This window comes from Streptomyces luteogriseus, from assembly GCF_014205055.1.
Taxonomy (GTDB): domain Bacteria; phylum Actinomycetota; class Actinomycetes; order Streptomycetales; family Streptomycetaceae; genus Streptomyces; species Streptomyces luteogriseus.
In genome coordinates this window covers 6265639-6287768 of the sequence record NZ_JACHMS010000001.1, presented here as the reverse complement: position 1 = coordinate 6287768, position 22130 = coordinate 6265639, and the positions used below count along the sequence as shown (strand labels likewise).

15 protein-coding genes are annotated in these 22130 nt (G+C 70.0%); 7 read left to right on the top strand and 8 right to left on the bottom strand.

Annotated features, from left to right (window positions below):
* The first annotated feature begins 72 nt into the window (after window positions 1-72).
* From BJ965_RS27950 to BJ965_RS27940, 3 genes are all read left to right on the top strand, one after another.
* The gene (locus BJ965_RS27950; RefSeq protein ID WP_184912179.1) at window positions 73-1332 is read left to right on the top strand and encodes a sensor histidine kinase; all 1260 of its coding nucleotides are present in this window, start codon (window positions 73-75) and stop codon (window positions 1330-1332) included.
* Window positions 1323-1976, top strand: coding sequence for a LuxR C-terminal-related transcriptional regulator (locus BJ965_RS27945; RefSeq protein WP_184912177.1), 654 nt, complete (start codon window positions 1323-1325; stop codon window positions 1974-1976). Before BJ965_RS27950 ends, BJ965_RS27945 begins: the two co-directional genes overlap by 10 nt.
* Before the next feature lie 204 nt (window positions 1977-2180).
* Window positions 2181-3734, top strand: coding sequence for a DUF1996 domain-containing protein (locus BJ965_RS27940; RefSeq protein ID WP_184912175.1), 1554 nt, complete (start codon window positions 2181-2183; stop codon window positions 3732-3734).
* A gap of 74 nt (window positions 3735-3808) precedes the next feature.
* Here the strand turns inward: BJ965_RS27940 and BJ965_RS27935 are convergent, their stop codons facing one another.
* Window positions 3809-4264, bottom strand: a complete 456-nt coding sequence (locus tag BJ965_RS27935; protein WP_184912173.1) for a hypothetical protein — start codon at window positions 4262-4264, stop codon at window positions 3809-3811.
* A 162-nt stretch (window positions 4265-4426) separates the two neighbouring features.
* On the opposite strand from BJ965_RS27935, the gene BJ965_RS27930 reads away from it, so the two are divergent.
* The 3 genes from BJ965_RS27930 to BJ965_RS27920 all read left to right on the top strand — a co-directional run bounded on the left by BJ965_RS27930 (window position 4427) and on the right by BJ965_RS27920 (window position 7709).
* A complete protein-coding gene (locus tag BJ965_RS27930; protein ID WP_184912171.1) occupies window positions 4427-4954 on the top strand; it encodes a tetratricopeptide repeat protein in 528 nt (175 codons plus the stop codon).
* A 48-nt stretch (window positions 4955-5002) separates the two neighbouring features.
* Entirely contained in the window at window positions 5003-6925 is a 1923-nt protein-coding gene (locus BJ965_RS27925) for a hypothetical protein (RefSeq protein WP_184912169.1), read from the top strand.
* 94 nt (window positions 6926-7019) lie between these two features.
* The gene (locus BJ965_RS27920; RefSeq protein ID WP_184912166.1) at window positions 7020-7709 is read left to right on the top strand and encodes a TetR/AcrR family transcriptional regulator; all 690 of its coding nucleotides are present in this window, start codon (window positions 7020-7022) and stop codon (window positions 7707-7709) included.
* A gap of 6 nt (window positions 7710-7715) precedes the next feature.
* On the opposite strand, the gene BJ965_RS27915 is transcribed toward BJ965_RS27920, so the two are convergent.
* The 7 genes from BJ965_RS27915 to BJ965_RS27885 form a co-directional block, all read right to left on the bottom strand.
* Entirely contained in the window at window positions 7716-8072 is a 357-nt protein-coding gene (locus BJ965_RS27915) for a 5-carboxymethyl-2-hydroxymuconate Delta-isomerase (RefSeq protein WP_184912163.1), read from the bottom strand.
* A 219-nt stretch (window positions 8073-8291) separates the two neighbouring features.
* Window positions 8292-13694 carry a pullulanase-type alpha-1,6-glucosidase gene (pulA, locus tag BJ965_RS27910; protein WP_184912161.1) on the bottom strand — a complete coding sequence of 1801 codons (5403 nt, stop codon included), beginning with the start codon at window positions 13692-13694 and terminating at the stop codon, window positions 8292-8294.
* 181 nt (window positions 13695-13875) lie between these two features.
* Window positions 13876-15249, bottom strand: coding sequence for an alpha-amylase (locus BJ965_RS27905; protein ID WP_184912159.1), 1374 nt, complete (start codon window positions 15247-15249; stop codon window positions 13876-13878).
* 119 nt (window positions 15250-15368) lie between these two features.
* On the bottom strand, window positions 15369-17120 hold the full coding sequence (locus BJ965_RS27900) for a glycoside hydrolase family 13 protein (RefSeq protein WP_184917634.1): 1752 nt from the start codon (window positions 17118-17120) through the stop codon (window positions 15369-15371).
* A 195-nt stretch (window positions 17121-17315) separates the two neighbouring features.
* Window positions 17316-18224 (bottom strand): sugar ABC transporter permease, encoded by a 909-nt coding sequence (locus tag BJ965_RS27895; protein WP_184912157.1) that lies wholly within the window; start codon window positions 18222-18224, stop codon window positions 17316-17318.
* A gap of 14 nt (window positions 18225-18238) precedes the next feature.
* The gene (locus tag BJ965_RS27890; RefSeq protein ID WP_184912155.1) at window positions 18239-19243 is read right to left on the bottom strand and encodes a carbohydrate ABC transporter permease; all 1005 of its coding nucleotides are present in this window, start codon (window positions 19241-19243) and stop codon (window positions 18239-18241) included.
* A 171-nt stretch (window positions 19244-19414) separates the two neighbouring features.
* On the bottom strand, window positions 19415-20683 hold the full coding sequence (locus tag BJ965_RS27885) for an extracellular solute-binding protein (RefSeq protein ID WP_184912153.1): 1269 nt from the start codon (window positions 20681-20683) through the stop codon (window positions 19415-19417).
* A 402-nt stretch (window positions 20684-21085) separates the two neighbouring features.
* Between BJ965_RS27885 and BJ965_RS27880 the strand changes: the two genes are divergently transcribed.
* Complete coding sequence (locus BJ965_RS27880) at window positions 21086-22120, top strand: LacI family DNA-binding transcriptional regulator (protein ID WP_184912151.1); 1035 nt, start codon at window positions 21086-21088, stop codon at window positions 22118-22120.
* Window positions 22121-22130: the final 10 nt, after the last annotated feature.

The following is a 22130-nucleotide window of genomic DNA, read 5'->3' as shown; positions in this document are numbered from 1 at the left end:
GTACGTAGCACCACCCCCGGCCGGGTGTCCCGGCCCCGTGACCGGGCGGGCGCGCTCGGCGAGACTGACGCCATGACCATGGACACGAAGAACGGCAGCGGGCGGACGACAGGGCGGGGCATCGGGCTGGCCGCGGTGCGGGGGCTCGCGCTGGCCCTCGTCTCCCTGCCGGGGGCGGTGCTGTGCTTCTGCCTGTCCCTGGTCTCGATCGCGCTCATCCCGATCGGGGTCGGGATCGTCACCACGCCGTACGTGCTGACGGGGGTGCGGGCGTTCGCGGATGCACGGCGGGTGCTCGCGGCGGAGTGGGGCGGGGTGCGGATCCCTCCGGCTTACCGGCCGCTGCCCCAGGACGCCAACCCGTGGGCGCGCACCTTCGGGATGCTGCGCGACCCGGCGACCTGGCGGGACCTGTGGTGGCTGCCGGTCGACATGACCGCGGGGTTCGTCACCGCACTGCTGCCGGCGGTGCTGCTGCTCTACCCGCTGGAGGGGTTCGCACTCGCCCTCGGGCTGTGGCGGGTCTTCCCCGACGGGTACTGGTACGGGTTCGTGCCCGTCACCGGGCAGGCGTCCGCCTTCGGTGCGGCGGCCCTGGGTCTGGTGCTGCTGTTCCTCGCGCACTTCCTCACCCCGCGCCTGCTGGGCGCCCACTTCCGCCTCACCCGGGCCGTGCTCGGCAGCAACCAGGGGGAACTGGCCGAGCGGGTGCGGGTGCTGACCGAGACCCGGCGCGACGCGGTCGACACCTCCGCCGCCGAACTGCGGCGCATCGAGCGGGACCTGCACGACGGGGCCCAGGCCCGGCTGGTCGCCGTCGGCATGGACCTGGGCACCATCGAGGCGCTCCTCGACAAGGACCCGGCCCGGGCGAAGGAACTGATCGCGCAGGCCCGCAAGTCCTCGGTGGAGGCGCTGACCGAGCTGCGCGAGCTGGTGCGGGGCATTCACCCGCCGGTCCTCGCCGAACGCGGCCTCGGAGATGCCGTACGGGCGCTGGCGCTGCGGCTGCCGGTGGCCACCGAGGTGAGCGTGGATCTGCCCGGGCGGGCCGAGGCTCCCGTGGAGTCGGCCGCGTACTTCGCCGTCAGCGAGGTGCTCACCAACGCCGTGAAGCACGCGGGCGCCGACCGGATCTGGGTCGACCTGCACCGGGCGGCCGGCATGCTGCGGGCGACCGTCACGGACAACGGCAAGGGCGGTGCGGTGATCGGGGCCGGTTCGGGGCTGGCCGGGGTCGAGCGGCGACTGGGTACATTCGACGGCGTCCTGGCCGTCAGCAGCCCCGTCGGCGGCCCCACCATGGTCACCATGGAGATCCCTTGCGCGTAGTCCTGGCCGAAGACCTCTTCCTGCTGCGCGACGGACTCGTCCGGCTGCTCCAGGCGCACGACTTCGAGATCGCGGCGGCCGTCGAGACCGGGCCCGAACTGGCCGCCGCGCTGGCCGAACTGGACCCGGACGTCGCCGTGGTCGACGTCCGCCTGCCGCCCACGCACACCGACGAGGGCCTGCAGTGCGCGCTCGAGGCCCGCCGGAAGCGGCCCGGGCTGCCGGTGCTGGTGCTCTCCCAGCACGTGGAGCAGCTCTACGCGCGGGAACTGCTCGCCGACGGCAGTGGCGGGGTCGGCTATCTGCTGAAGGACCGGGTGTTCGACGCCGAGCAGTTCGTGGACGCCGTGCGACGGGTCGCCGCCGGGGGCACGGCGATGGATCCGCAGGTCATCCAGCAGCTCCTGGCCCGCCGTTCGGGCGACGACCCGCCGCTGGCGCGGCTGACACCCCGGGAGCGGGAAGTGCTGGAGCTGATGGCGCAGGGCCGGTCCAACGCGGCGATCGCGGGGAAGCTGGTCGTGACGGAACGGGCGATCGCCAAGCACACCGCCAACATCTTCGCCAAACTGGGGCTGGAGGTCTCGGACGACGACAACCGCCGCGTGCTGGCGGTTCTCGCCTATCTCGACCACGGCCGGTGAAACCGGACGAGCCATCCTCACCCACCGTGGAGGATCAACAACTCCCGGTGTGAAAGGGGCTGTTGAGGGCACAAGGCCCTCACGAATCTCGCATCAATTTCCGAGACATCTGAACACCCGTGGGACCACCTCCGTATGGAAGGAAGCCGCTTCACTCCTGTCGGGCGCCTCGATGCCCCCGAAAAAGGAAGTCAGAGGAGTTCCATGGGACGCAACACAAGAAAACGCCGTACGCCGCTGGCCACCAAGGCCATTGCCGCATCGGCGGCCCTAGCGCTCGGTGGGGGCGGGCTGATCTGGGCAAACTTCTACGCCTCGGCGCACGAGGAGAACTCGGCGAACCAGACCAAGTCCGCGGGCGCACAGGTCGCCACGATCCAGTGCCCGGACGTCGGCCAGAAGCTGACCGATGTGCCGGACGGTGCTCGCCAGGGGGTGGACAAGGAGCTGGCCAACCTCGACAAGCAGATCAGCGAGGCCTACACCCGGCTCGCCTCCACCCGTCAGGCCCAGGCCGGTGACGCGGGCTTCGTCGACAACGCCATCCTCGGCCCGCTGAAGTCGAAGCGGACCGCGGTGATCGACCGGATCGGCATCAACATCCGGCGGGTCGGCGGGCAGGCCCCGGCCAACCTCGAGCAGCTGGCCTCGTGTCAGGGCATGGCCGCCGACGCCAACACCAACGACGGCCAGGCCGACGGTGGCCAGAACAACGACGGCCAGAACAACGACGGTCAGAACAACGACGGCGGTCAGAACGACGGCGGTCAGGACCAGGGCCAGGACAACGGCGGCCAGGACAACGGGCAGGGCGGCAACGGCGGGCAGGGCGGCAACGGCCCGGCGGCGGACGACTTCATCAACATCGAGGACGTCCAGCCGAACTCGCGCAACCTCCCGAACGGCCTCGCCGCGAACGGTGACGGCGGTTCCACGGGCACGTTCACCACGCAGTGCGGCACCAACGAGAACGAGAACCGCAACTCGGACAACGTGATCGTGGCGCCCGGCGTGTCCAACGGCGCGCAGCACCAGCACGACTACGTCGGCAACCAGAACAACAACGCCTTCGCGAGCGACGACGACCTGGCCAACGGCGAGACGACCTGCCAGAACCAGGGCGACAAGTCCACGTACTTCTGGCCGGTCATCCGTATCCAGGACGGTTCGGACGACATCGACGCGGGCCAGCCCGGCGGTGGTCAGGACGGCAACGTCGGCAAGATCGTCGAGCCCGCCGAGGCCCAGCTGAAGTTCGTCGGCAACCGCACCAGCGACGTCGTCGCGATGCCGAAGGCCCTGCGCATCATCACCGGTGACGCCAAGTCCCTCACCAACGGCCTGAACAACGCCAACACGTCCTGGACCTGCACGGGCTTCGAGGACCGACAGGTGACGGACAAGTACCCGATCTGCCCCGACGGCAGCAGCGTGGTCCGGCTGTCCAACTTCCAGAGCTGCTGGGACGGCCAGAACATCGACAGCGCCAACCACCGCACCCACGTGGACTTCGTGGAGGCGGACGGCAGCTGCTCGAACGGCTTCAAGGCCATCCCCCAGCTCCAGGTCCGACTGGTCTACGACATCCAGGCGCCGCAGATCAACAACGGCCAGGTGCAGAACGCCTTCGCGGTGGACTCCTTCCCGGAGCAGCTGCACAAGCCGATCACCGACCACAACGACTTCATCAACTTCTTCGACGACAACCTGATGAACGAGATGGTCCAGTGCATCAACGACGGCCAGGACTGCCAGTAGTCCTGAACCGGTAGCGCAGAAGGCCGGCGGTGGGAGTTCCCACCGCCGGCCTTCTGCTGCCCGGACCCGCGTGCTCAGCCGTGGTGGCTGCTGCCGCCGCCGTCGTGACCGTTCTTGTTGTGGCTGCCGCCCGGGTTCATGTGCTCGGAACCCTCCTCCATCGTTCCGCCGAGGGTGCCCTGCAGCGCCGTGACCGTCTTCTGCTGGCCGACGGCGACCCACTTGCGGCCGACGAGGTAGTAGCCGCCGTAGTCCTTGGCGCTGTTCAGCCACTCGCGCTGGCCGCGGTCCGTGGAGAAGGTGGCGAGGACGTACTTCTCCTTGCCCTTCTTGCAGAGGGCCTGGCGGATGGTGTCCGCGTCGGTCTGCATGTTCGGCTTGCAGTCGGCCTCGGCCGCGATGTGCTCCAGGCTGCCGCTCACCTCCTTCGGAACGGCCGCCTCGTCCTTGTCGCCGGATCCGCCGCAGCCGGTCAGCGCCAGTATCGCCACCGCGCCGCTCAGCGCGAGCATCGGTCGGGTCACCCTCATCTGTTCCTCCGGTCCTTGTCGGCACGGTCCTTGTCACGGCACGATCCGGACGCATGCCGCACGGAGCCCCGGCAAGAGGCTCTCGCCTTCGATACGGCCCAGGAGCCCGCCGTGCTCAAAATCCCGCTGTTGCGGTGTGCACTCGTGTGCGAGGGTGGTCCGGTGGATCAGGACTGGGAAGATCGTGTGGCCGCCCTGTGGGACCGTTTCGACGACTACGCCGAGACGGAGGAGGACGAGGCCCGCTTCCGCGCCGATGTCGACGCCCTGGTCGCCGAGCTGCCCGAGGGCAGTCCGCACGGCCCGTTCGAGCAGGCCTGCGCCTGGGACTCCACCGGCCGCTCCGACAAGGCGGTCCCCCTGTACCAGGAGGCGCTGGACAAGGGCCTCGCCGACGTCAGCCCCTACAAGGCCCGCCGGACGAAGATCCAGCTGGCCAGCTCGCTGCGGAACATCGGCCGGGCCGAGGAAGGCGTCGCGCTGCTGACACCCGAGCTGGTCGCGCCGTCCGACGAGCTGGACGACCCCGTACGCGCCTGTCTCGCCCTCTGTCTGTCGTCCCTCGGCCGCGACCGGGAGGCCCTGGCGCTGGCCCTGGGCGCCCTGGCCCCGCATCTGCCGCGCTACCAGCGGTCCATGGCGAACTACGCCCGGCTGCTCGTGGAGCCCGGGGAGCACCCGGGGGCGTGACGCTCCGGGGCCAGGTGACCATCCAACGATTCGCTCGTTCTGCTGAACGTGCAGTCACAGGATGTCGCCCAGCGCCCCGCACCCCCCTCCCCCGCCGGCCCGGTCGTCGACGTCGAGCAGGCCGAGGCCGCGCTCGTCGAGCACTACCCGCGCCTCGTCCGGCTGGCCTATCTGGTGCTGCCACCCGGGCTGGGCCGCAGCCGCCGCGTCCTGACCGCGCACGCCCTCACCCAGCGGGCCCTCCCCCGTGCCCGCACCCCGGCACCGGTGATCCCGGCCCAGTCCACCGGCCGGGACGGCGACCCGGGGTACACCCTGGTCCGTCTCCAGGTGCTGCGCACGGCGCTGGAGGCGGGACTGCCGCTGAAGACGAAGGCATGGCCCAAGAGGGCCCAGCTGCCGCCGCTGCTCCCGCACGTGTGGGGCCTGAAGCTGTTCCCGCGCTCGGGCGGCGCCGACGAACTCGCCCTGGATCAGCGACTGTCCACCCTGTCCGGCCCGGCCCGGGCCGCGTACGCGCTGCGCGGCCTGGAGCGGCTCACGGACGACGGGGTGTGCAAGGTTCTCGCGGCGGCGGGCGTCGCCGACCCGGAAGGCGCCGTCCTGGAGGCCGGCGGGATCCCCGCCCAGTACGGGCTGCTCGACTCCCCCGAGTTCGATCCCTGCTCGCTCCAGGCCCGCCCCACCGACCTGATGCGCCGCCGCCAGCACCTGAAGGCCGCCCTGGTCGCCGGTGCCGCGCTGCTGGCGTGCGGGGCGCTGCTCGGCCTGCCCGGCGAGGGCTGGGGCCCCGAGGGCGCCGCGGCACCCCCGTACGCGCGCAACCCTGCCTCGCAGGCCGCCCTGGACCCCTCGAAGCTGACCCGGATGCCCCCGTCCGCCTGGCGCAGCTCGGCGCGCACCGACTTCTCCGTGTGGCCGGCCCGCGGCGACCTGACCGGCGACAAGGCCCTGCTGCGCCGCGCCCTGGCCGTGTGGGCCCGGCCCGGCGAGACGGTCCAGGTGTCGGTGACCCCCGGCACCCTGTCCGGCGGCCCCGCCGGACCGCCCCAGCTGCTGTACGCGGGGACGGTCGACGCGGCGCGTGTGGTGATCCTCTACGACGGTCTGCGCATCGCCCGGTACGCCGAGCCGAAGGACGGCACCCAGGGCGCCGCCCTCGACTTCGCCCGGGTCGACGGGGCCGGCCGGGCCGAGGCGGGCGCGGTGGTCCTGGGGCGGTCCGACGGCAACGTCCGCTATCTGACGGCCCCTTGGGTGCGGAAGACCGGTGAGCGGGACCTGATGAAGCCGGGCTCCGGCGCGATGGATCTCGCCCTCACCGACGGAGTGACCACGCCGCTGGCCAGTCCCGCGCTGCGGTCCGGCCCCTGCTCCTCGTGGAACGTGCTGCAGGTGACCGACGGCACCAGGACCCGGTTGCTGACCGACCTCGGTGAACTGGTCCCGGCCCGGCTCACCGCCGGACGGCCGGGCTCCCCGCGCGAGGTGTCCGGGGCCGCGGCGCTGCACACCTGGCAGCCGTTCGCCTGCTCCCTGGGCACGATGCGCTCGGCGGGGGTGCGCAGTGTCAACGCCTGGGCGTTCAACGAGCAGCCGCTGCCCGACGCGAGCGGCTCGGCGGCATGGGTGTGCACCCGGGCCGAGACCTGGCGGGGCGGCGGGGCGCGGGTGCTGGCCCAGTTCCACACGCCGGGCGGGGCGTACGGGGCAGCGGCGGCGCAGGCCGAGAACGTCCCGGCGTGCGGGCCGCGGGACCCGCATGTGCTGGCCGGGGTGCTGTGGAAGGCGAAGGCCGGTGACTGGTACCTGCTGGCCGCGGGCAGCCGGGAGACCGCGTCGATCCGGGCGACCGGCGGAGTGAACGGGGCGTCCCGGAGGAGTCTGCTGACCGTGCCGGCCGAGCAGGGGGCGCAGGCTCAGCTCAAGGGGACCCTGAAGGACGGCCGTTCGCTCGGCGGGCTGCGCTGACGGGGCGGTGTTTCGGGCCCGTCCGATGAGGCCGGCGGCACACCGCGATCGATCCGGCCCGTTCGAGGCCGGAATCGATCGGTAAGGTGTTCGTATGACTATCGGGGTTCGCCGCAGAATGGGAGTCGAGGAGCGGCGGCAGCAGTTGATCGGCGTCGCCCTCGAACTGTTCAGCCGCCGCTCGCCCGACGAGGTCTCGATCGACGAGATAGCGTCGGCCGCGGGCATTTCACGCCCATTGGTCTACCACTACTTTCCCGGCAAACTCAGCCTGTACGAGGCCGCGTTGCAGCGGGCCTCGGACGATCTGGCGGCCCGGTTCGTGGAGCCGCACGAGGGTCCGCTGGGGGCGCGGCTGCTGCGTGTGATGCGCCGCTACTTCGACTTCGTGGACGAGCACGGGCCGGGTTTCTCGGCCCTCATGCGCGGCGGCCCGGCCGTCGGCTCCTCCACGACCAACGCGCTCGTCGACTCCGTACGGCAGGCCGCGTATGTCCAGATCCTTTCGCACCTGGGCGTGACCGATCCGCCCGCGCGCCTCGAACTGGTCGTCCGTTCCTGGATCTCCCTCGCCGAGTCGACGGCCCTGATCTGGCTGGACGGCCGGCGCATCCCGCGCGAGGAACTGGAGCCCCAGCTCGTGAACGACTTCGCCGCCCTGGCCGCGGTCAGTGCCACCTATGACGAGGAGATGGCCACGCTGCTGCGCGGCATCGTCAAGGACGAGCCGGCCGACGGTCCGTTCGCGCACCTGGCCGGTCGGCTCATCGCCCTGGCGAGCTGATCCGCCTCAGCTCTCGAACTTCGCGTACGACGGGTCCAGGTCGCGGACCTCGGCGGAGGCGTGCAGCGTGAGCCCCTCGGCGGGCTTCAGATGGGTCCGCAGCAGTTCCAGGGCGGCCTGGGTGAGCCGGGCCTTGACCTCGTCGGTGCGTCCGGCGAGCAGGGCGATGTGGATGTGGACGTGGGCGTGCCCCTCGGTCTCGGGGCCGACCACGATGTCCTCGGTCGGGCGGAACCGGCTCTTGCAGGCGGGCGGCTTGGCGGCCGCGATCTCGACCGTCGCCTCGTGCAGCGCCTTCGCGAAACCGGGCCGGTCGAAGTCGCCGGCGAGGTCGGCCGAGTAGTCAACGGTGATCTGCGGCATCAGTACTCCTGTTCCGGGCGGCCATCGGGCTCACCCTAACCGCAGGGCCGGCATCGCGATGTCGTCCTCGCGGTCCTGGCCGAAGCAGTCCGGCAGCACGTCGCGCGGGCACCGCGCCCGTGGGGTAGCGGCCGGCCGCGACGTCGTCGACGGCCCCTCGGGAACGCACGGGGGTGGGGCGGACCGTGGGTCACGGCCCGCCCCGCCCCACGTGGTGCGCTATCCGGCGGACCGGGTGAAGACGGCGACCGTGCGTCCCGGAACGGCGAACGTGCCCGTTTCGGCCGCGTAGGAGGAGGACTTGACGGTGGAGTCCGCCCCTCCCGCCTGCACCGGGTGCAGCCGGTAGCCGGCCCCGGCGAGTGCCGGGACGCGCTGTTCCTGCTTCTTCGGTGTGGCGTTGAAGACGACGACGAGATCACCGAGGCGCATGGTGATCACACCGGGTGTCTCGTCCTCGCCCGACAGCGGGAAGGACAGCCGGGACTGCACCCGCTCGGCCGTGCCGAGGGAGAAGTCCTTCTCGGTGCTGCGGATCCGCAGCAGGTCGCGGTAGGCGGCCGAGGTGCCCTCGATCTGCTCGCAGCCCACCTTGACCGTGCTCAGCAGGGGCTTGGCGTACGGCCACTTGTCGGTGTTGTCGGCCGCCATCGGCAGTCCGCGGCCGAAGCCGTTGCCGTCCTCGCACCTCCAGTGGACGGCGTTGAACCAGTCGCCGCTGTCGTAGGAGTTGCGGTCCAGGGACTTGGAGCGCAGCAGGTCGGTGCCCGCCTGGGAGAGGGCCGGGCCCTGCGAGAGGGTGGCCGTCGCCATGGCCAGGACCTGCATCCGGGCCCGGTCGGCGGCGCTCGTCGAAGCGGGCAGCTTGAAGGCGAGCGCGTCGAACAGGGACTCGTTGTCGTGGGCGTCGGCGTAGGCGAGGGCGTCGCCGGGGGCGTCGGCGTAGCCGGCGGGGGCGCCGTTGTAGTCGACCTCGGAGCCCTTGACCTCCTTGCCCGCGGTGTCGGTGAACCGGTAGCCGGCGAGGTTGCCGGAGAGGCCGACCTTGATGAGGTCCTGGTAGTGCAGCAGGCGGGCCTTCTGCTCGGTGGGAGTGCCGTTGTTCTCGGAGGGGTTGGGGTCGGTGTACAGGCCGGAGGCGAAGCCCTGGACGCCGGGGTCCTCGTCGAAGGGGCCGCCGCCGCGGACCGCGTCGCGGGCGCGGTCGGAGAAGGTGGCGATGCCGGTGCCGGCCATGTTCTTCTGGGTGGCCTGGACGAACCGGGCGTCGTCGGCGACCTCGCCGAAGTTCCAGCCCTCGCCGTAGAGGATGATCTTCTTGCCGTCGACGCCGTCCTTCGCGAGGGTCAGCTCGTCGAGGGCCTTGCGAACGGCGAGGATGTTGGCCTTCGGGTGGTGGCCCATGAGGTCGAAGCGGAAGCCGTCGACCTTGTACTCCTTGGCCCAGGTGACGATCGAGTCGACGACGAGCTTGCCCATCATGGCGTTCTCGGTGGCGGTGTTGGCGCAGCAGGTGCTGTTCGCGACCGAGCCGTCGGCGAGGAGCCGCTGGTAGTAGCCGGGCACGATGCGGTCCAGGACGGAGGTGTCGGCCTGGCCGCTCGCCGCGGTGTGGTTGTAGACGACGTCCATGACGACCCGCAGGCCGTCGTCGTTGAGGGCCTTGACCATCTTGCGGTACTCGACCGTGCGGGCGGTGCCGTCCGGGTCGGTGGCGTAGGAGCCCTCGGGGACCGTGTAGTGGTACGGGTCGTAGCCCCAGTTGTAGGCGTCCTTCGCGGCGATCTTCCCGACGCACTCCTGCTGCTTGTCGGAGTCGGCCGGGAAGGAGGCCAGGTCGCAGTCGGTCCTCGCCTGGTCGGCCTTCTTCTCCGGGATGGTGGCGATGTCGAACGCGGGCAGCAGGTGCACGTAGGAGGTGCCCGCCTTCGCCAGCTCGCGCAGGTGCTTGCTGCCGTCGCTCGCCTTGTCGGTGAAGGCGAGGTAGGTGCCGGGGTGCTTCGCGGTGCGGTCCTCGACGGAGAAGTCCCGGATGTGCAGCTCCTGGATCTGGGCGTCCCGCAGCGGCACGGCCTTGGGCTTGGGGTACGACGACCAGCCGGCGGGCTTGAGGGCCTTGTCGTCCAGATCGACGACGAGGCTGCGCTCGGAGTCGGCGGTGAGGGCGAGGGAGTAGGGGTCGGTGACCTTGTTGGTGACGACCTTGCGGACGCCGGGCGCCCAGACCTTCACGGCGTAGCGGTAGGGCTTGCCCTTCCAGGACGACGGGCCGGTGACGGACCAGACGCCGGTGGCGGCGTCGCGCTTCATCGGGGCGGTGGAGTCCCCGATCTCCAGTGTCACCTGCTGTGCGGTCGGCGCCCACACGGACAGCGTGGGGCGGCCCTTGGAGAACGTCGGCCCCAGGTCGGCCTGCGTCGCGTCGTACAGGTCGTCGAGGACTCCGGCGATCTGGACGCCGGTCGCCGCGAGCACGGCCCCGTTCGCCGCGTGCTGGGTGGCGACGACCTGGCCGCGCAGGGCCTCGCGGACCCGGTCGCGGTCGCGCGGGTCGACGGTCCAGGCGTCGTACTCCCTCAGGTGCGGGAACTTCGCCTTCTGGGCGTCGGTCAGCTCGCTCTTCGACAGGCGCAGCCACGTCGCGTCGCCGGTCAGGGTGCCGTCCTTCGCGGCGATCGAACCGTCGCGGGAGGAGAGCAGCTGGGTGGACGCCGCGGCGTCGGAGCCGTTCCAGGCGAGGGTGTTCCGGTCGATCCAGACCGCCTTGGAGGTGGTCAGGTCGAGGGCGGCGGCACTGCCCACGGGCTGCGGGAGCAGGTACTTCTCCTGGCCGCTCACCAGCCACACCTCGTGGCCGTTCGCCTTGAGGTCGAGCGACTGGTCGGTGGGCAGGTCCTTCTCGTCGCCCTTGTGAAGGATGTAGCTGAGACTGGTGGCACCCTCGGTGAGCGGCACCTCGTAGACAGCGCCATAGGAGTCAGTCTTCACCGGCTCGAGGGGGTTCGACCAGTCGGTGGGGTTCGCGGCGCCGGTCCAGACGTGCAGGCCCCAGCCGTCGTAGTTCCCGTCGGCCCGGTGGTGGTGCAGGACGGCCTTGGTCTTGTCGGGCGCCGGGTAGCCGGGGCGCTCGGTGGTGACGGTGTCCTTGCCCTGCTCGATCCAGACCTCGCTGGTCTTGGCGACGTCGATCGTGCGGTCGGTGGAGACGTCCTTGTCGCCGTCCTTGTCGATGACGAGGAAGCCGACGTTCGAGGCACCGGGCTTGAGCTTGACCCAGGCGAAGGCACCATAGGCGTCGCGGCCGGTGAAGGGGTGGCTCTTCGGCCACTCGGTGGCCTCGCCCTCGGCGAGGTCGCCCCAGGCGTACAGGCCCCAGTCGGTGTAGTCGCCGTCCGCCCGCTTGTAGTGGACGATCGCGTGGTCGCGGGAGGAGGCGGTGGGCGGCTCCTCGGCGGGCGGCGTGCCGGTGGTGGAGGCGGCGAGGGCGCTCGCGGTGCGGCCGGCCGAGTCGATCACGACGGCCTTGTAGCGCAGGGCCGTGCCCGGTGCCACGTCCTTGCCGACGGTGTGGGTGACCTTGTACGGGGCGTGGTCGGCGGAGCCGAGGGTCTGCCACTTCCCGTTGCCGGTCTGCGCGGCGAACACGACCCGGTTGAGCTGCCCGCCGTCGACATCGGCGGTGACCTCGACCGTGCCGGTGGCGCCGGCCGCCGGAGCCTTCAGGGTGAGCGTGGGCGCGGTGGCGGGCTCGGCGAGCCTGCCTGCCGCCTTGAGGACGATCGCGGAGCGGGCCGGGACGGTGACGGTGACCTTCTTGTCACCGTCGCTCTTCAGGCGCGCGTCGGTGCCGTGGATGCTCTGGAAGGTCATGCCGGCCGAGCCGGTCGGGAAGGTCGCGGTCTTCTTCTCGCCGGCGTTGTTGAAGGCGACGACGTACTCGGTGCCGGTCTTCGCGTCGGTGCGGGAGAAGGCGTAGACGCCCGGGCCGTCGGCCGCGTACCGCTGCTGCTGGACGCCGTCGGAGAGGGCCGGGTTGGCCTTGCGGAGCTTGGCGAGGGAGCTGATCCGCCGGTACAGCGGCGCCTTCGTGTCGTAGGCGTCCTCGGCGTGGGTGCGGTCGGTGCCGATGCGGTCGTCGTCGAGGTAGTCGGCGGTGCGCGAGGCGAACATGGTCTGCCGGGCGTCCTTGTCGCCGCCCGGGCCGGTGAAGCCCTGCTCGTCGCCGTAGTAGACGACCGGGTTGCCTCGGCTGAGGAACATCAGCTCGTTGGCGAGCTCGTCCTTGGCGAGGAGCTCGGCGTCGGTGGCCTTCGGGTCGTCCTGCTTCAGGAAGGACCCGATGCGGCCCATGTCGTGGTTGCCGAGGAAGGTGACCTGCTCGTACGCGTTGGCCTTGCCGGTCGTGTACTTGTAGTCGTCGCCGAAGACACCGGCGAGCTTCTGCGCGCTCGCGCCCTGCGAGGCGTACTGGCGGGCGGCCTCCTGGAAGGGGAAGTCGAGCGTGGCGTCGAGGCGGCCCCGGGTGACGTACGGGGCGGTGACGTTCGTGTCGGCCGAGTACACCTCGCCGAACATGAAGAAGTCGTCACGGCCGCGCTTGGCCGCGTAGGCGTCGAGGGCCGTGGCCCACTGGGTCCAGAACTCCATGTTGACGTGCTTCACGGTGTCGATCCGGAAGCCGTCGACGTCGAAGTCCCGTACCCAGCGCTGGTAGATCTTCTCCATGCCGCTGACGACCTCGGGCCGCTCGGTCCACAGGTCGTCGAGTCCGGAGAAGTCGCCGTGGGCGGAGCTCTCTCCGGCGAAGGTGGAGTCGCCGCGGTTGTGGTACATCGTCGGGTCGTTGAGCCACGACGGGACCTTGACGTTCTTCTTCGCCGCGGGGACGGCCGGCGTGCGCGGGAAGGAGTCGCTGCCGACCTCGGGGAAGTCCCGCTTCCCGTCCGCGTAGTCGGCGTCGTCGAACGGCTTTCCGTCCTTCGTCAGGTACGGGAAGGCGCCCTTGGAGAGATAGTCGTAGGACTTCTCCTCGTAGTCGACGACGTCCGCCGTGTGGTTGGTGATGACGTCGAAGAAGACCTTCATGCCCTTGGCGTGGGCCTTGTCGATGAGGGTCTCGAGGTCCTTGTTGGTGCCGAAGTGCGGGTCGACCTGGGTGAAGTCCGTGATCCAGTACCCGTGGTAGCCGGCCGAGGCGTTCGCCCCGGTGCCCTGCACGGGCTGGTTCTTGAAGATCGGGGCCATCCAGAGGGCGGTGGTGCCCAGGCCCTTGATGTAGTCGAGCCGCTTGGTCAGGCCCTTGAGGTCGCCGCCCTGGTAGAAGCCCTTGTCGGTGGGGTCGTAGCCGGTGGCGAGGCGGGAGCCGGTCAGGCCGCCCTTGTCGTTGCGCGGGTCGCCGTTGGCGAAACGGTCCGGCAGGACGAAGTAGAACTGCTCACGGGTGGCGTCGTGCCGGGCGGGCTCGGCAGCCAGCTCGGCGTCGGACGGGGGCGCCGGCGGGGTGGCCGCCCCGGCGGCGAGCGGCTGGACGAGTGCTGCGGCCAGCGCGGTGGCGGTGACCGCGGCGACCCGTCCGGCACGGGCGGTTCGGCGCCTGGACGGCACCGGCCATCTCGGTATCACAGATGGGCTCCTAGCGATTGCGGCTCTCTCGGGTCCGACCCCGCGCGACCGTATCGCCGCCGAAACCCTTACAGCAAGAGTCTTGAAACCATTGGAAAGAACTTTCAACCACCGGAGTTGGGCCGGAGGAGCGGCCCCGGCCGCCACAGGACGTGACGGCCGGGGCCGCGCACGCCCGGCCTCAGCAGCCGGACCTGCCCGCGTGGATCGCCAGCGCCGTGTGCGAACCGAGGGTGGTCGTGAACTGGCCGCTCGAATTCACGGTCACCGGCGTGTTGTTCTGCACGTTGCAGTACGTCCCCGCCGGCAGTGACGTCTGGTAGGTCCGGGTCAGGGAGCCGGACTCGTGGTTGATGGCCACGAAGCCCTTGCTGCCCCGGCCGAAGGCGATCGCGTCGCCGCCGTTGTCCCACCAGTTGGTGACGGCCTGGCCCCGGGTGACGTTGCGGAAGCCGATCATGGACTTGATCTCGGGCCAGTTGTGCTGGCACTTCCAGCCGTCCTGCCAGCAGGCGTTCACCCGGCCGCCGTTCGGCGGGCCGGCGTCGTGGTCGGAGAACTCGTAGCCGGAGTTGATGTCGGGGGCGCCGTAGGGCCAGGCCAGCATGAAGACGTTGGCCAAGGTGTAGGCGGCGCCGTCCTTGTAGCTGAGTGTCGAGCCGTTGCGCTCGGTGTCGTGGTTGTCGACGAAGACACCGGAGATGCCGCTGCTCAGGTAGCCCCAGCCCTCGCCGTAATTCTTCAGGTAGGCGAGGTTCTCGTTGTTGAAGACCCGCTTGAGGTCGTAGGCGTAGCGGAACTCCTGGACGTCGCCGTTACTCGTGTATTCGGCGGGCTGGACCGCCTCGCCGGAGCCGTGGATGACCTCCTGCTTCCAGTACACCGACGGGTTGCTCAGCCGGGACTTGATGTTCGCGAGGTCGGCGGTGTCGATGTGCTTGGCCGCGTCGATGCGGAAGCCGTCGACGCCGAGGGAGAGCAGGTCGTTCATGTAGCCGGCGATCGCGCCGCGGACGTAGTTCTCGCCCGTGTCGAGGTCGGAGAGGCCGACCAGTTCGCAGTGCTGGACGTTCCAGCGGTCCTGGTAGTTGCTGATCTGGCTCGTGCAGTCGTCGAAGTCGTACGACGAGTACAGGCCCGGGTAGTTGTACTTCGTGTACGACGAGCCGCCGGTCCCGGTGCCGCTGCCCGCCGACATGTGGTTGATGACGGTGTCGACGACAACCTTGACGCCAGCCGCGTGGCAGGTGTTCACCATGTTCTGGAAGGCCGTCCGGTCGCCGAGCCGACCAGCGATCTTGTAGCTGACCGGCTGGTACGAGGTCCACCACTGCGAACCCTGTATGTGCTCGGCGGGCGGGGAGACCTGCACGTAGCCGTAGCCGGCGGGCCCGAGGGTGGTGGTGCACTCACGGGCGACCGAGGCGAAGTTCCACTCGAAGAGGACGGCGGTGACGTCCTTGGTGCCAGGTGGGGAGGCCTGCGCACCAGTCGGGTTCATGACAACCGAAGCCGCGGCGAGCGCGACGGCGGAAGCGAGGAATCTGCGTGCCATGTGGGGTTTCCTTCTTCGTTGAAGGCTCTTGCTGCAAGGTTCAGAAACCTTGCGGTGACGCAGATGGTAAAGGCCCGCCGCCCGAAAGGGCAGCGGGCCGTACGAAATTCAAAGGAAAATCAGGCGCGAGTCCCCGCGGTCGCGGTGGTCCACCACACCGTGGTGTCGGCCGGCACCTTCGCCTCGTCGTCGACCTCGACGATCTCCCCGCTCGCCACCAGCACCCGGCCGTACGCCGGCATCGCCACCGACTCACCGGTGGTGTTCGCGACGCACACGAACTCCCCGCGCCGGAAGGCCAGCACGCCCTCGGGCGCCCGCAGCCATTCCACGGACGTGCCGGCGCCGAGGTCGGGCTGCTCGCGCCGCACGCGGAGCGCGGCCCGGTACAGCTCCAGGGTCGAACCGGCCTCGCCGCTCTGCGCCTCGACGCTCAGCTCGCCCCAGCCCTCGGGCTGCGGCAGCCAGCTGCCGCCGTCGCCGAAGCCGTACGACGAACCCGTCCGGGTCCACGGGATCGGCACCCGGCAGCCGTCGCGGAAGCCGTCCTGGCCCGCGCCCCGGAAGTACGCCGGGTCCTGGCGCACCTCGTCCGGCAGGTCGACGACGTCGGGCAGGCCGAGCTCCTCGCCCTGGTAGACGTAGGCCGAGCCGGGCAGCGCCAGCATCAGCAGGCTCGCGGCCCGGGCCCTGCGCAGGCCCAGTTCGCGGTCCCCGGCCAGGCGGATCTGGGTGCCGAGGCCGGGCGGGTTGGCGAAGCGGGTGGCGTGCCGGGTCACGTCGTGGTTGGACAGCACCCAGGTGGCGGGGGCGCCGACCGGGCGCATGGCCTCCAGGGTGCGGTCGATGACCTCGCGCATCTCCTCGGCGTCCCAGTGGGTACTGAGGTACTGGAAGTTGAAGGCCTGGTGCAGTTCGTCGGGACGGACGTAGTTCGCGGTCCGTTCGATGGTCGGCGTCCATGCCTCGGCGACGAAAATGCGCCCGCCCGTCTCCCGCCACCGCCCTTCTGACGAAGGCCCTTCGGGCCCCTTCCTTTCCGCGTACTCGTCGAGGATGAGCCGCCACTGCCGGTAGATCTCGTGCACGCCGTCCTGGTCGAAGAACGGCATGACATCGTTGCCCAGCAGTTTCACCTGGTCGTGGGATCCAAGGTCGGGCAGCCCCTGCGCCTTCACCAGGCCGTGGGCGACGTCGATCCGGAAACCGTCGACGCCCATGTCCAGCCAGAAGCGCAGGATGGAGCGGAACTCGTCGCCGACCGCCGGGTGTTCCCAGTTGAAGTCGGGCTGCTCGGGGGCGAAGAGGTGCAGGTACCACTCGCCGGGCGTGCCGTCGGGTTCGGTGACCCGGGTCCAGGCCGGGCCGCCGAAGATCGACTCCCAGTCGTTGGGCGGCAGTTCGCCGTTCTCGCCCTTGCCGGGGCGGAAGTGGTAGCGGTCCCGCAGCGAGGAGCCCGGGCCCTCGGCGACGGCACGCTTGAACCACTCGTGCTGGTCGGAGGAGTGGTTGGGGACCAGGTCGACGATGATCCGCAGGCTCAGCCGGTGGGCGTCGCGGATGAGCGCGTCGGCGTCCAGGAGGTTGCCGAACATGGGGTCGACCGCGCGGTAGTCGGCGACGTCGTAGCCGGCGTCGGCCTGCGGCGAGGAGTAGAAGGGGCTGAGCCACACGGCGTCCACCCCGAGGTCGCGCAGGTACGGCAGGCGGGTGCGGACACCCTCCAGGTCGCCCATGCCGTCACCGTTGCTGTCGGCGAAGCTGCGCGGGTACACCTGGTAGATCACCGCGTCCCGCCACCAGTCGCGGCGCTTGGCGACGGCCACAGCAGACGTGGGGGTGGGGGTCGGTGCAGCTGAGTGCTGGCTCATGTCGTCCTTGATGCGTAACAGGAGGTCGGTCATGGAAGGCGTGGGTGGGGAGACGAGGCGGCCGCGGCACAGCGGGGTCGGATGGGCACCGCGGCCACCTCGGGCTTCTGGGGGACGGTTCGGCAGCGCACGAAGGGGCGCGGGGAACTGCGCGACCGGCCACGGTGTGAGCCGCGGACGGTCGACTCGCAGGGGTCACCCCTTGGTGCCACCGGCCGTCAGCCCGGTCACCAGGTTCTTCTGCACGAGGTAGAAGAACAGGGCGGCCGGTATCGCGATCAACACAGCGGTCGCGGCCATCAGGTTGCGCTGCGCGTCGTGTTCGCTGACGAACGTCTGCAGACCGACGGCGAACGTGTACTTGTCGTCGCTCAGCATGAACGTCGAGGCGAACGCGACCTCACCGAAGGCGGTGAGGAAGCTGTAGAACGCCGCGACCGCGAGGCCCGGCTTGGCGAGCGGCAGGATGAGCCGCGCGAACGTGCCGAAGGGGGTCAGCCCGTCGACGCGCCCGGCCTCGTCGATCTCGAACGGGATGGTGTCGAAATAGCCCTTCATCAGCCAGGCGCAGTACGGCACGATCGTGGTGCAGTTGACCAGGATGAGACCAAGGTAGCTGTCGATGAGCTGGAGATCCGAGAGGATCTGGTACATCGGCACGATCAGTACCGCGATCGGGAACATCTGGGTGACCAGCAGCACCCACATCAGCTTCCGGTAGCCGGGGAACCGCATGCGGGAGACGGCGTAGCCGGTGGACGCGGCGACGACGACGCCGATGAGCGTCGTGCCCAGCACCACGACCAGCGTGCTCTTCAGCCAGTCGAAGAAGCCGGTGTCCTGCAGGACGTAGGCGTAGTTCTCGAGCGACAGCTTGCCCCAGATGCGCCCGGGGTGGAGGTAGTCGTCCTTGTCCGGGCCGAGGGACAGGAAGACCAGCCAGGCGACCGGGAAGAGCGCGGTCAGGCTGGCGACGATCAGCACGGCGTGCGAGGCGAGGGAGGCGCCGCGGCTGCGTTCGTTCCGGCCGCGGACCTTGCCGGGGGCGGTCACAGGGCGCCGCTCGCCGGCCGGTGCGGAGCTCTCGACGGTGGTCGTACTCATGGGGAACTCCTGCCTCAGATCGCGAGCTGCTGCTCGTTGCGGTTCAGCCAGCGGCGGTAGAAGGAGGTGAAGACGATCAGGATGGACAGGAGCAGGATTCCGTAGGCGGCGGACTGGGCGTAGTCGCGCGGCTGCTGCCCGAAGCCCAGTTGGTAGGCCCACGTGACGAGGATCTGGGCGTCCGGTGCGGTGTTGCCGAACAACAGGAAGATGATGGCGAACTGGTTGAAGGTCCAGATGACACCGAGGAGGACAACCGTCGTGCTGACGGACCTCAGACCGGGCAGGGTGACGTAGCGGAACCGCTGCCATGCGTTGGCGCCGTCCATCTCGGAGGCCTCGTACAGGCTCGCGTCGATCGACTGAAGTCCGCCGAGGAGCGAGACCATCATGAACGGCACGCCGCACCAGGTGTTGACCATGATCGCGGCGAACCGCTGCCAGAAGGTGTCCTCCAGCCACAGCGGCGTCGGCAGACCCAGGCCCTCCAGGGCGGTGTTGATGACGCCGCCGTCCGCGAGCATGAACCGCCAGCCGAAGACGGTGACGAAGGTCGGCACCGCCCAGGGCAGGACGAGGAGCATCCGGTAGAGCGTGCGGCCGCGCAGCTTCTGGTTGAGCAGCAGGGCGAGGCCGAGACCGATGCCGTAGTGCAGGGCGACACAGGCCGCCGTCCAGAAACCCGTCCACAGGAAGTGCGACCAGAAGCGGTCGTACGCCGTCGGCCCCCAGAGGATGTCGGCGTAGTTGTCCAGGCCGATGAACTTGTACGTGGCGTCGATGTGGTTGACACCGATCGTACGGGCGGTGTTGAGGCTGGTGGCGTCGGTGAGGGTGAGGTACAGGCCGTACACCAGCGGGTACACCACGAGGACGCCGAGCACGACGGCCACCGGGGCGACCATCGCGTAGGCGTACCAGTGCTTGTGGAAGCCGTTCTTCAGCCGCTGGGCCGGCCCGGGTCGCGGTTCCCGCTCACCGCGCCGCTTGCCGGTCGCTCGGTCGATGGCGACTGTCATGGTTCGACACCTTCTGGAGGTTCAAGGAGGTCAAGGGGGCTTCTGATGGATTTCCGACGCCGCGGAGATCCATCGGGAGCCCCCTGGGGAGGCTGCCGGGCGGCAGACGCGGGCCGGTGGCCGCCGGATCCCCTCCCCCCCCATGGCAGGGATCCGGCGGCCACCCGGCGGTCACTTGGAGAAGTCGGGCACCAGCTTGGCGATGGCGGTCTCGGCGTTGCCGAGGCCCTTGTCCAGCGACTCCTTGCCACCGGCGATCTTGATCAGCTCGTCGTCGAGCGGACCCCACAGGGAGCTGTACTCGGGCAGCGCCGGGCGCGGCTGGGCGCTGGAGAGCACGCCCTGGTAGCCGGCGATGCCGGGGTCGGCCTTGACCTTGTCGGTGTAGGCGTCGTCGCGCGTGGGGAGCGTGGAGTTCTTCAGCGCGATGGTCTCCTGGGCCTTCGCCGAGGTCATGAAGTTCACGAACTTCATCGAGGCCTTCTGGTGGGCCTCGTCGGAGCCGGCGTAGACGGACAGGTTGTGGCCGCCGGTCGGGGCGCCCGCCTTGCCGGCCGAGCCGGCCGGGACGGTGGCGATGCCGAGGTTGTTCTTGTCCTTGAAGGCCGAGCCCTTGTAGAAGTTCGTGATCTCCCACGGGCCCTGGACGATCGAGGCGACCTTGCCGCTGACGAACGCCTCCTGGATGTGGGCGTAGGCGTCGGCGGTGGTGTCGGCCTTGTGCAGGCCCTTGCCGGAGAAGAGACCCTGCCAGGTGCCGTAGGCCTTCTTGGCCTCGGGCGAGGTGACGGTGATCTTCTTGGCGTCGGCGTCGACGGTGTCGGTGCCCTCGCCGTAGAGGAAGGACTGGGCGTAGTAGGCCTGGGTGGAGCCCCAGTAGCCGTCGACGCCGGTCTTGCCCTTGATCGTGGCGGCGGCCTTCTTCAGGTCGCTCCAGGTCTTGGGGGCCTCGACGCCGGCCTTCTCGAACAGGGCCTTGTTGTAGACGAGGGCGAGGGTGTCCGTGGTGAACGGGACGCCGTAGGTCTTGCCCTCGTACTTGGCCTGCTCGATCAGGCTGGGCTGGAACTTGTCCTGGTCCTTGAGGGCCTCGGTGCCGTCCAGCGGCGCGAAGAAGCCCTTCTTCGCGAAGGCGGGGGTCCAGCCGACCTCGGAACGCAGCACGTCCGGGGCACCCTTGGAACCGGCGGCGGTGTCGAACTTGTTCTGCGCCTGGTCGAAGGGGACGTTGACGTACTTGACCTTGATGTCCTTGTTGGCAGCCTCGAACTGCTTCACCAGGGCCTGGTACGTCGGCGCCTCGTTGGTGGCGTTGGAGGTGTCCCACCAGGTGATGGTGACCGGGCCGTCGGCCTCGTCGCCACTGTCGCTACCGCCGCAGGCCGTCGCCGCCAGGGCGAGGGACGCCACCAGCGCGGTGGCCGCTATGCCACGCCGCATGAGTTCTCCTTGAGGGTGAAAGCCCGTTGTGCTGCCGACTGCGCCGTTGGCGGCCGGGCGTCGGTGAGATTAGCCGCGCTGGAAGGACTTGCGAAAGACCTTGCAGCAAAAAGTTGCAAGGGGTGCGGATGGTTATCCCGCCGTAACCTCTCCCCGGGCTCGGACGCACCGCCCCGCAGCCCGCATTTCCAGCTGTTCGGCGGGGAGTCGGACAGCTGTGCAAGACTCTGCAAGCACTTGCCATCCGCGTCCGCCGGGGGAATCATCCGTTGCGGATCGGACGCCGACCACGAGTTTCGAGGGACCGCGATGACCAAGCCACCCACAGCGGGCCGTGCGACGGCGCGCATCAGGCGTCCCGTCGGTGTGCAAGGAGAACCCCGGCCGCTACAGTCCAGTGCTGTGACCACACGGCTTGCCGACATCGCTTTGCAGGCGGGGGTGAGCGAAGCGACCGTCAGCCGGGTCCTCAACGGGAAGCCGGGCGTCGCCGCCACCACCCGCCAGTCCGTGCTGGCCGCTCTCGACGTGCTGGGCTACGAACGCCCGGTGCGCCTGCGCCAGCGCAGCGAGGGGCTGGTCGGGCTGATCACCCCGGAGCTGGAGAACCCGATCTTCCCGGCCCTGGCGCAGGTCATCGGCCAGGCGCTGACGCGGCAGGGCTACACGCCGGTGCTGGCCACCCAGACGCCGGGCGGCTCGACCGAGGACGAGCTCACGGAGATGCTCGTGGATCGCGGGGTCGCCGGCATCATCTACGTCTCCGGCCTGCACGCGGACACCACCGCCGACATGCAGCGCTACGACCGGCTGCGCGCCCAGGGCGTGCCCTACGTACTGGTCGACGGCTTCTCGCCGAAGGTGCAGGCGCCGTTCATCTCCCCGGACGACCGCGCGGCGATGAGCCTGGCGGTCACGCACCTGGCGTCCCTGGGGCACACCCGGATCGGCCTGGCCCTCGGACCCAAGCGGTTCGTGCCGGTGCAGCGCAAGATCGAGGGGTTCGTGCGCGCGGTGCAGGACCGGTTGGGCCTCGATGCCGCGACCGTCGAGTCGGAGCTGGTGCAGCACTCCCTGTACACCCTTGAGGGTGGTCAGGCGGCGGCCGTCGCGTTGATCGAGCGGAACTGCACGGCCGTGGTGTGCGCCAGCGACATGATGGCGCTGGGTGCGATCCGGGCGGCCCGGCAGCTCGGTCTGGAGGTGCCGAAGGACATCTCCGTGGTCGGCTTCGACGACTCCCCGCTGATCGCTTTCACCGACCCGCCGCTGACCACGATCCGCAAGCCGGTCCCGGCGATGGGGCAGGCGGCCGTGCGCACGCTGCTGGAGGAGATCGGCGGGACGCCCGCGCCCCACAGCGAGTTCGTGTTCATGCCGGAGCTGGTGGTGCGCGGTTCGACCGCGTCGGCTCCGGGGGAACGCGGTCGCTCCTGAGGCCTTCGGC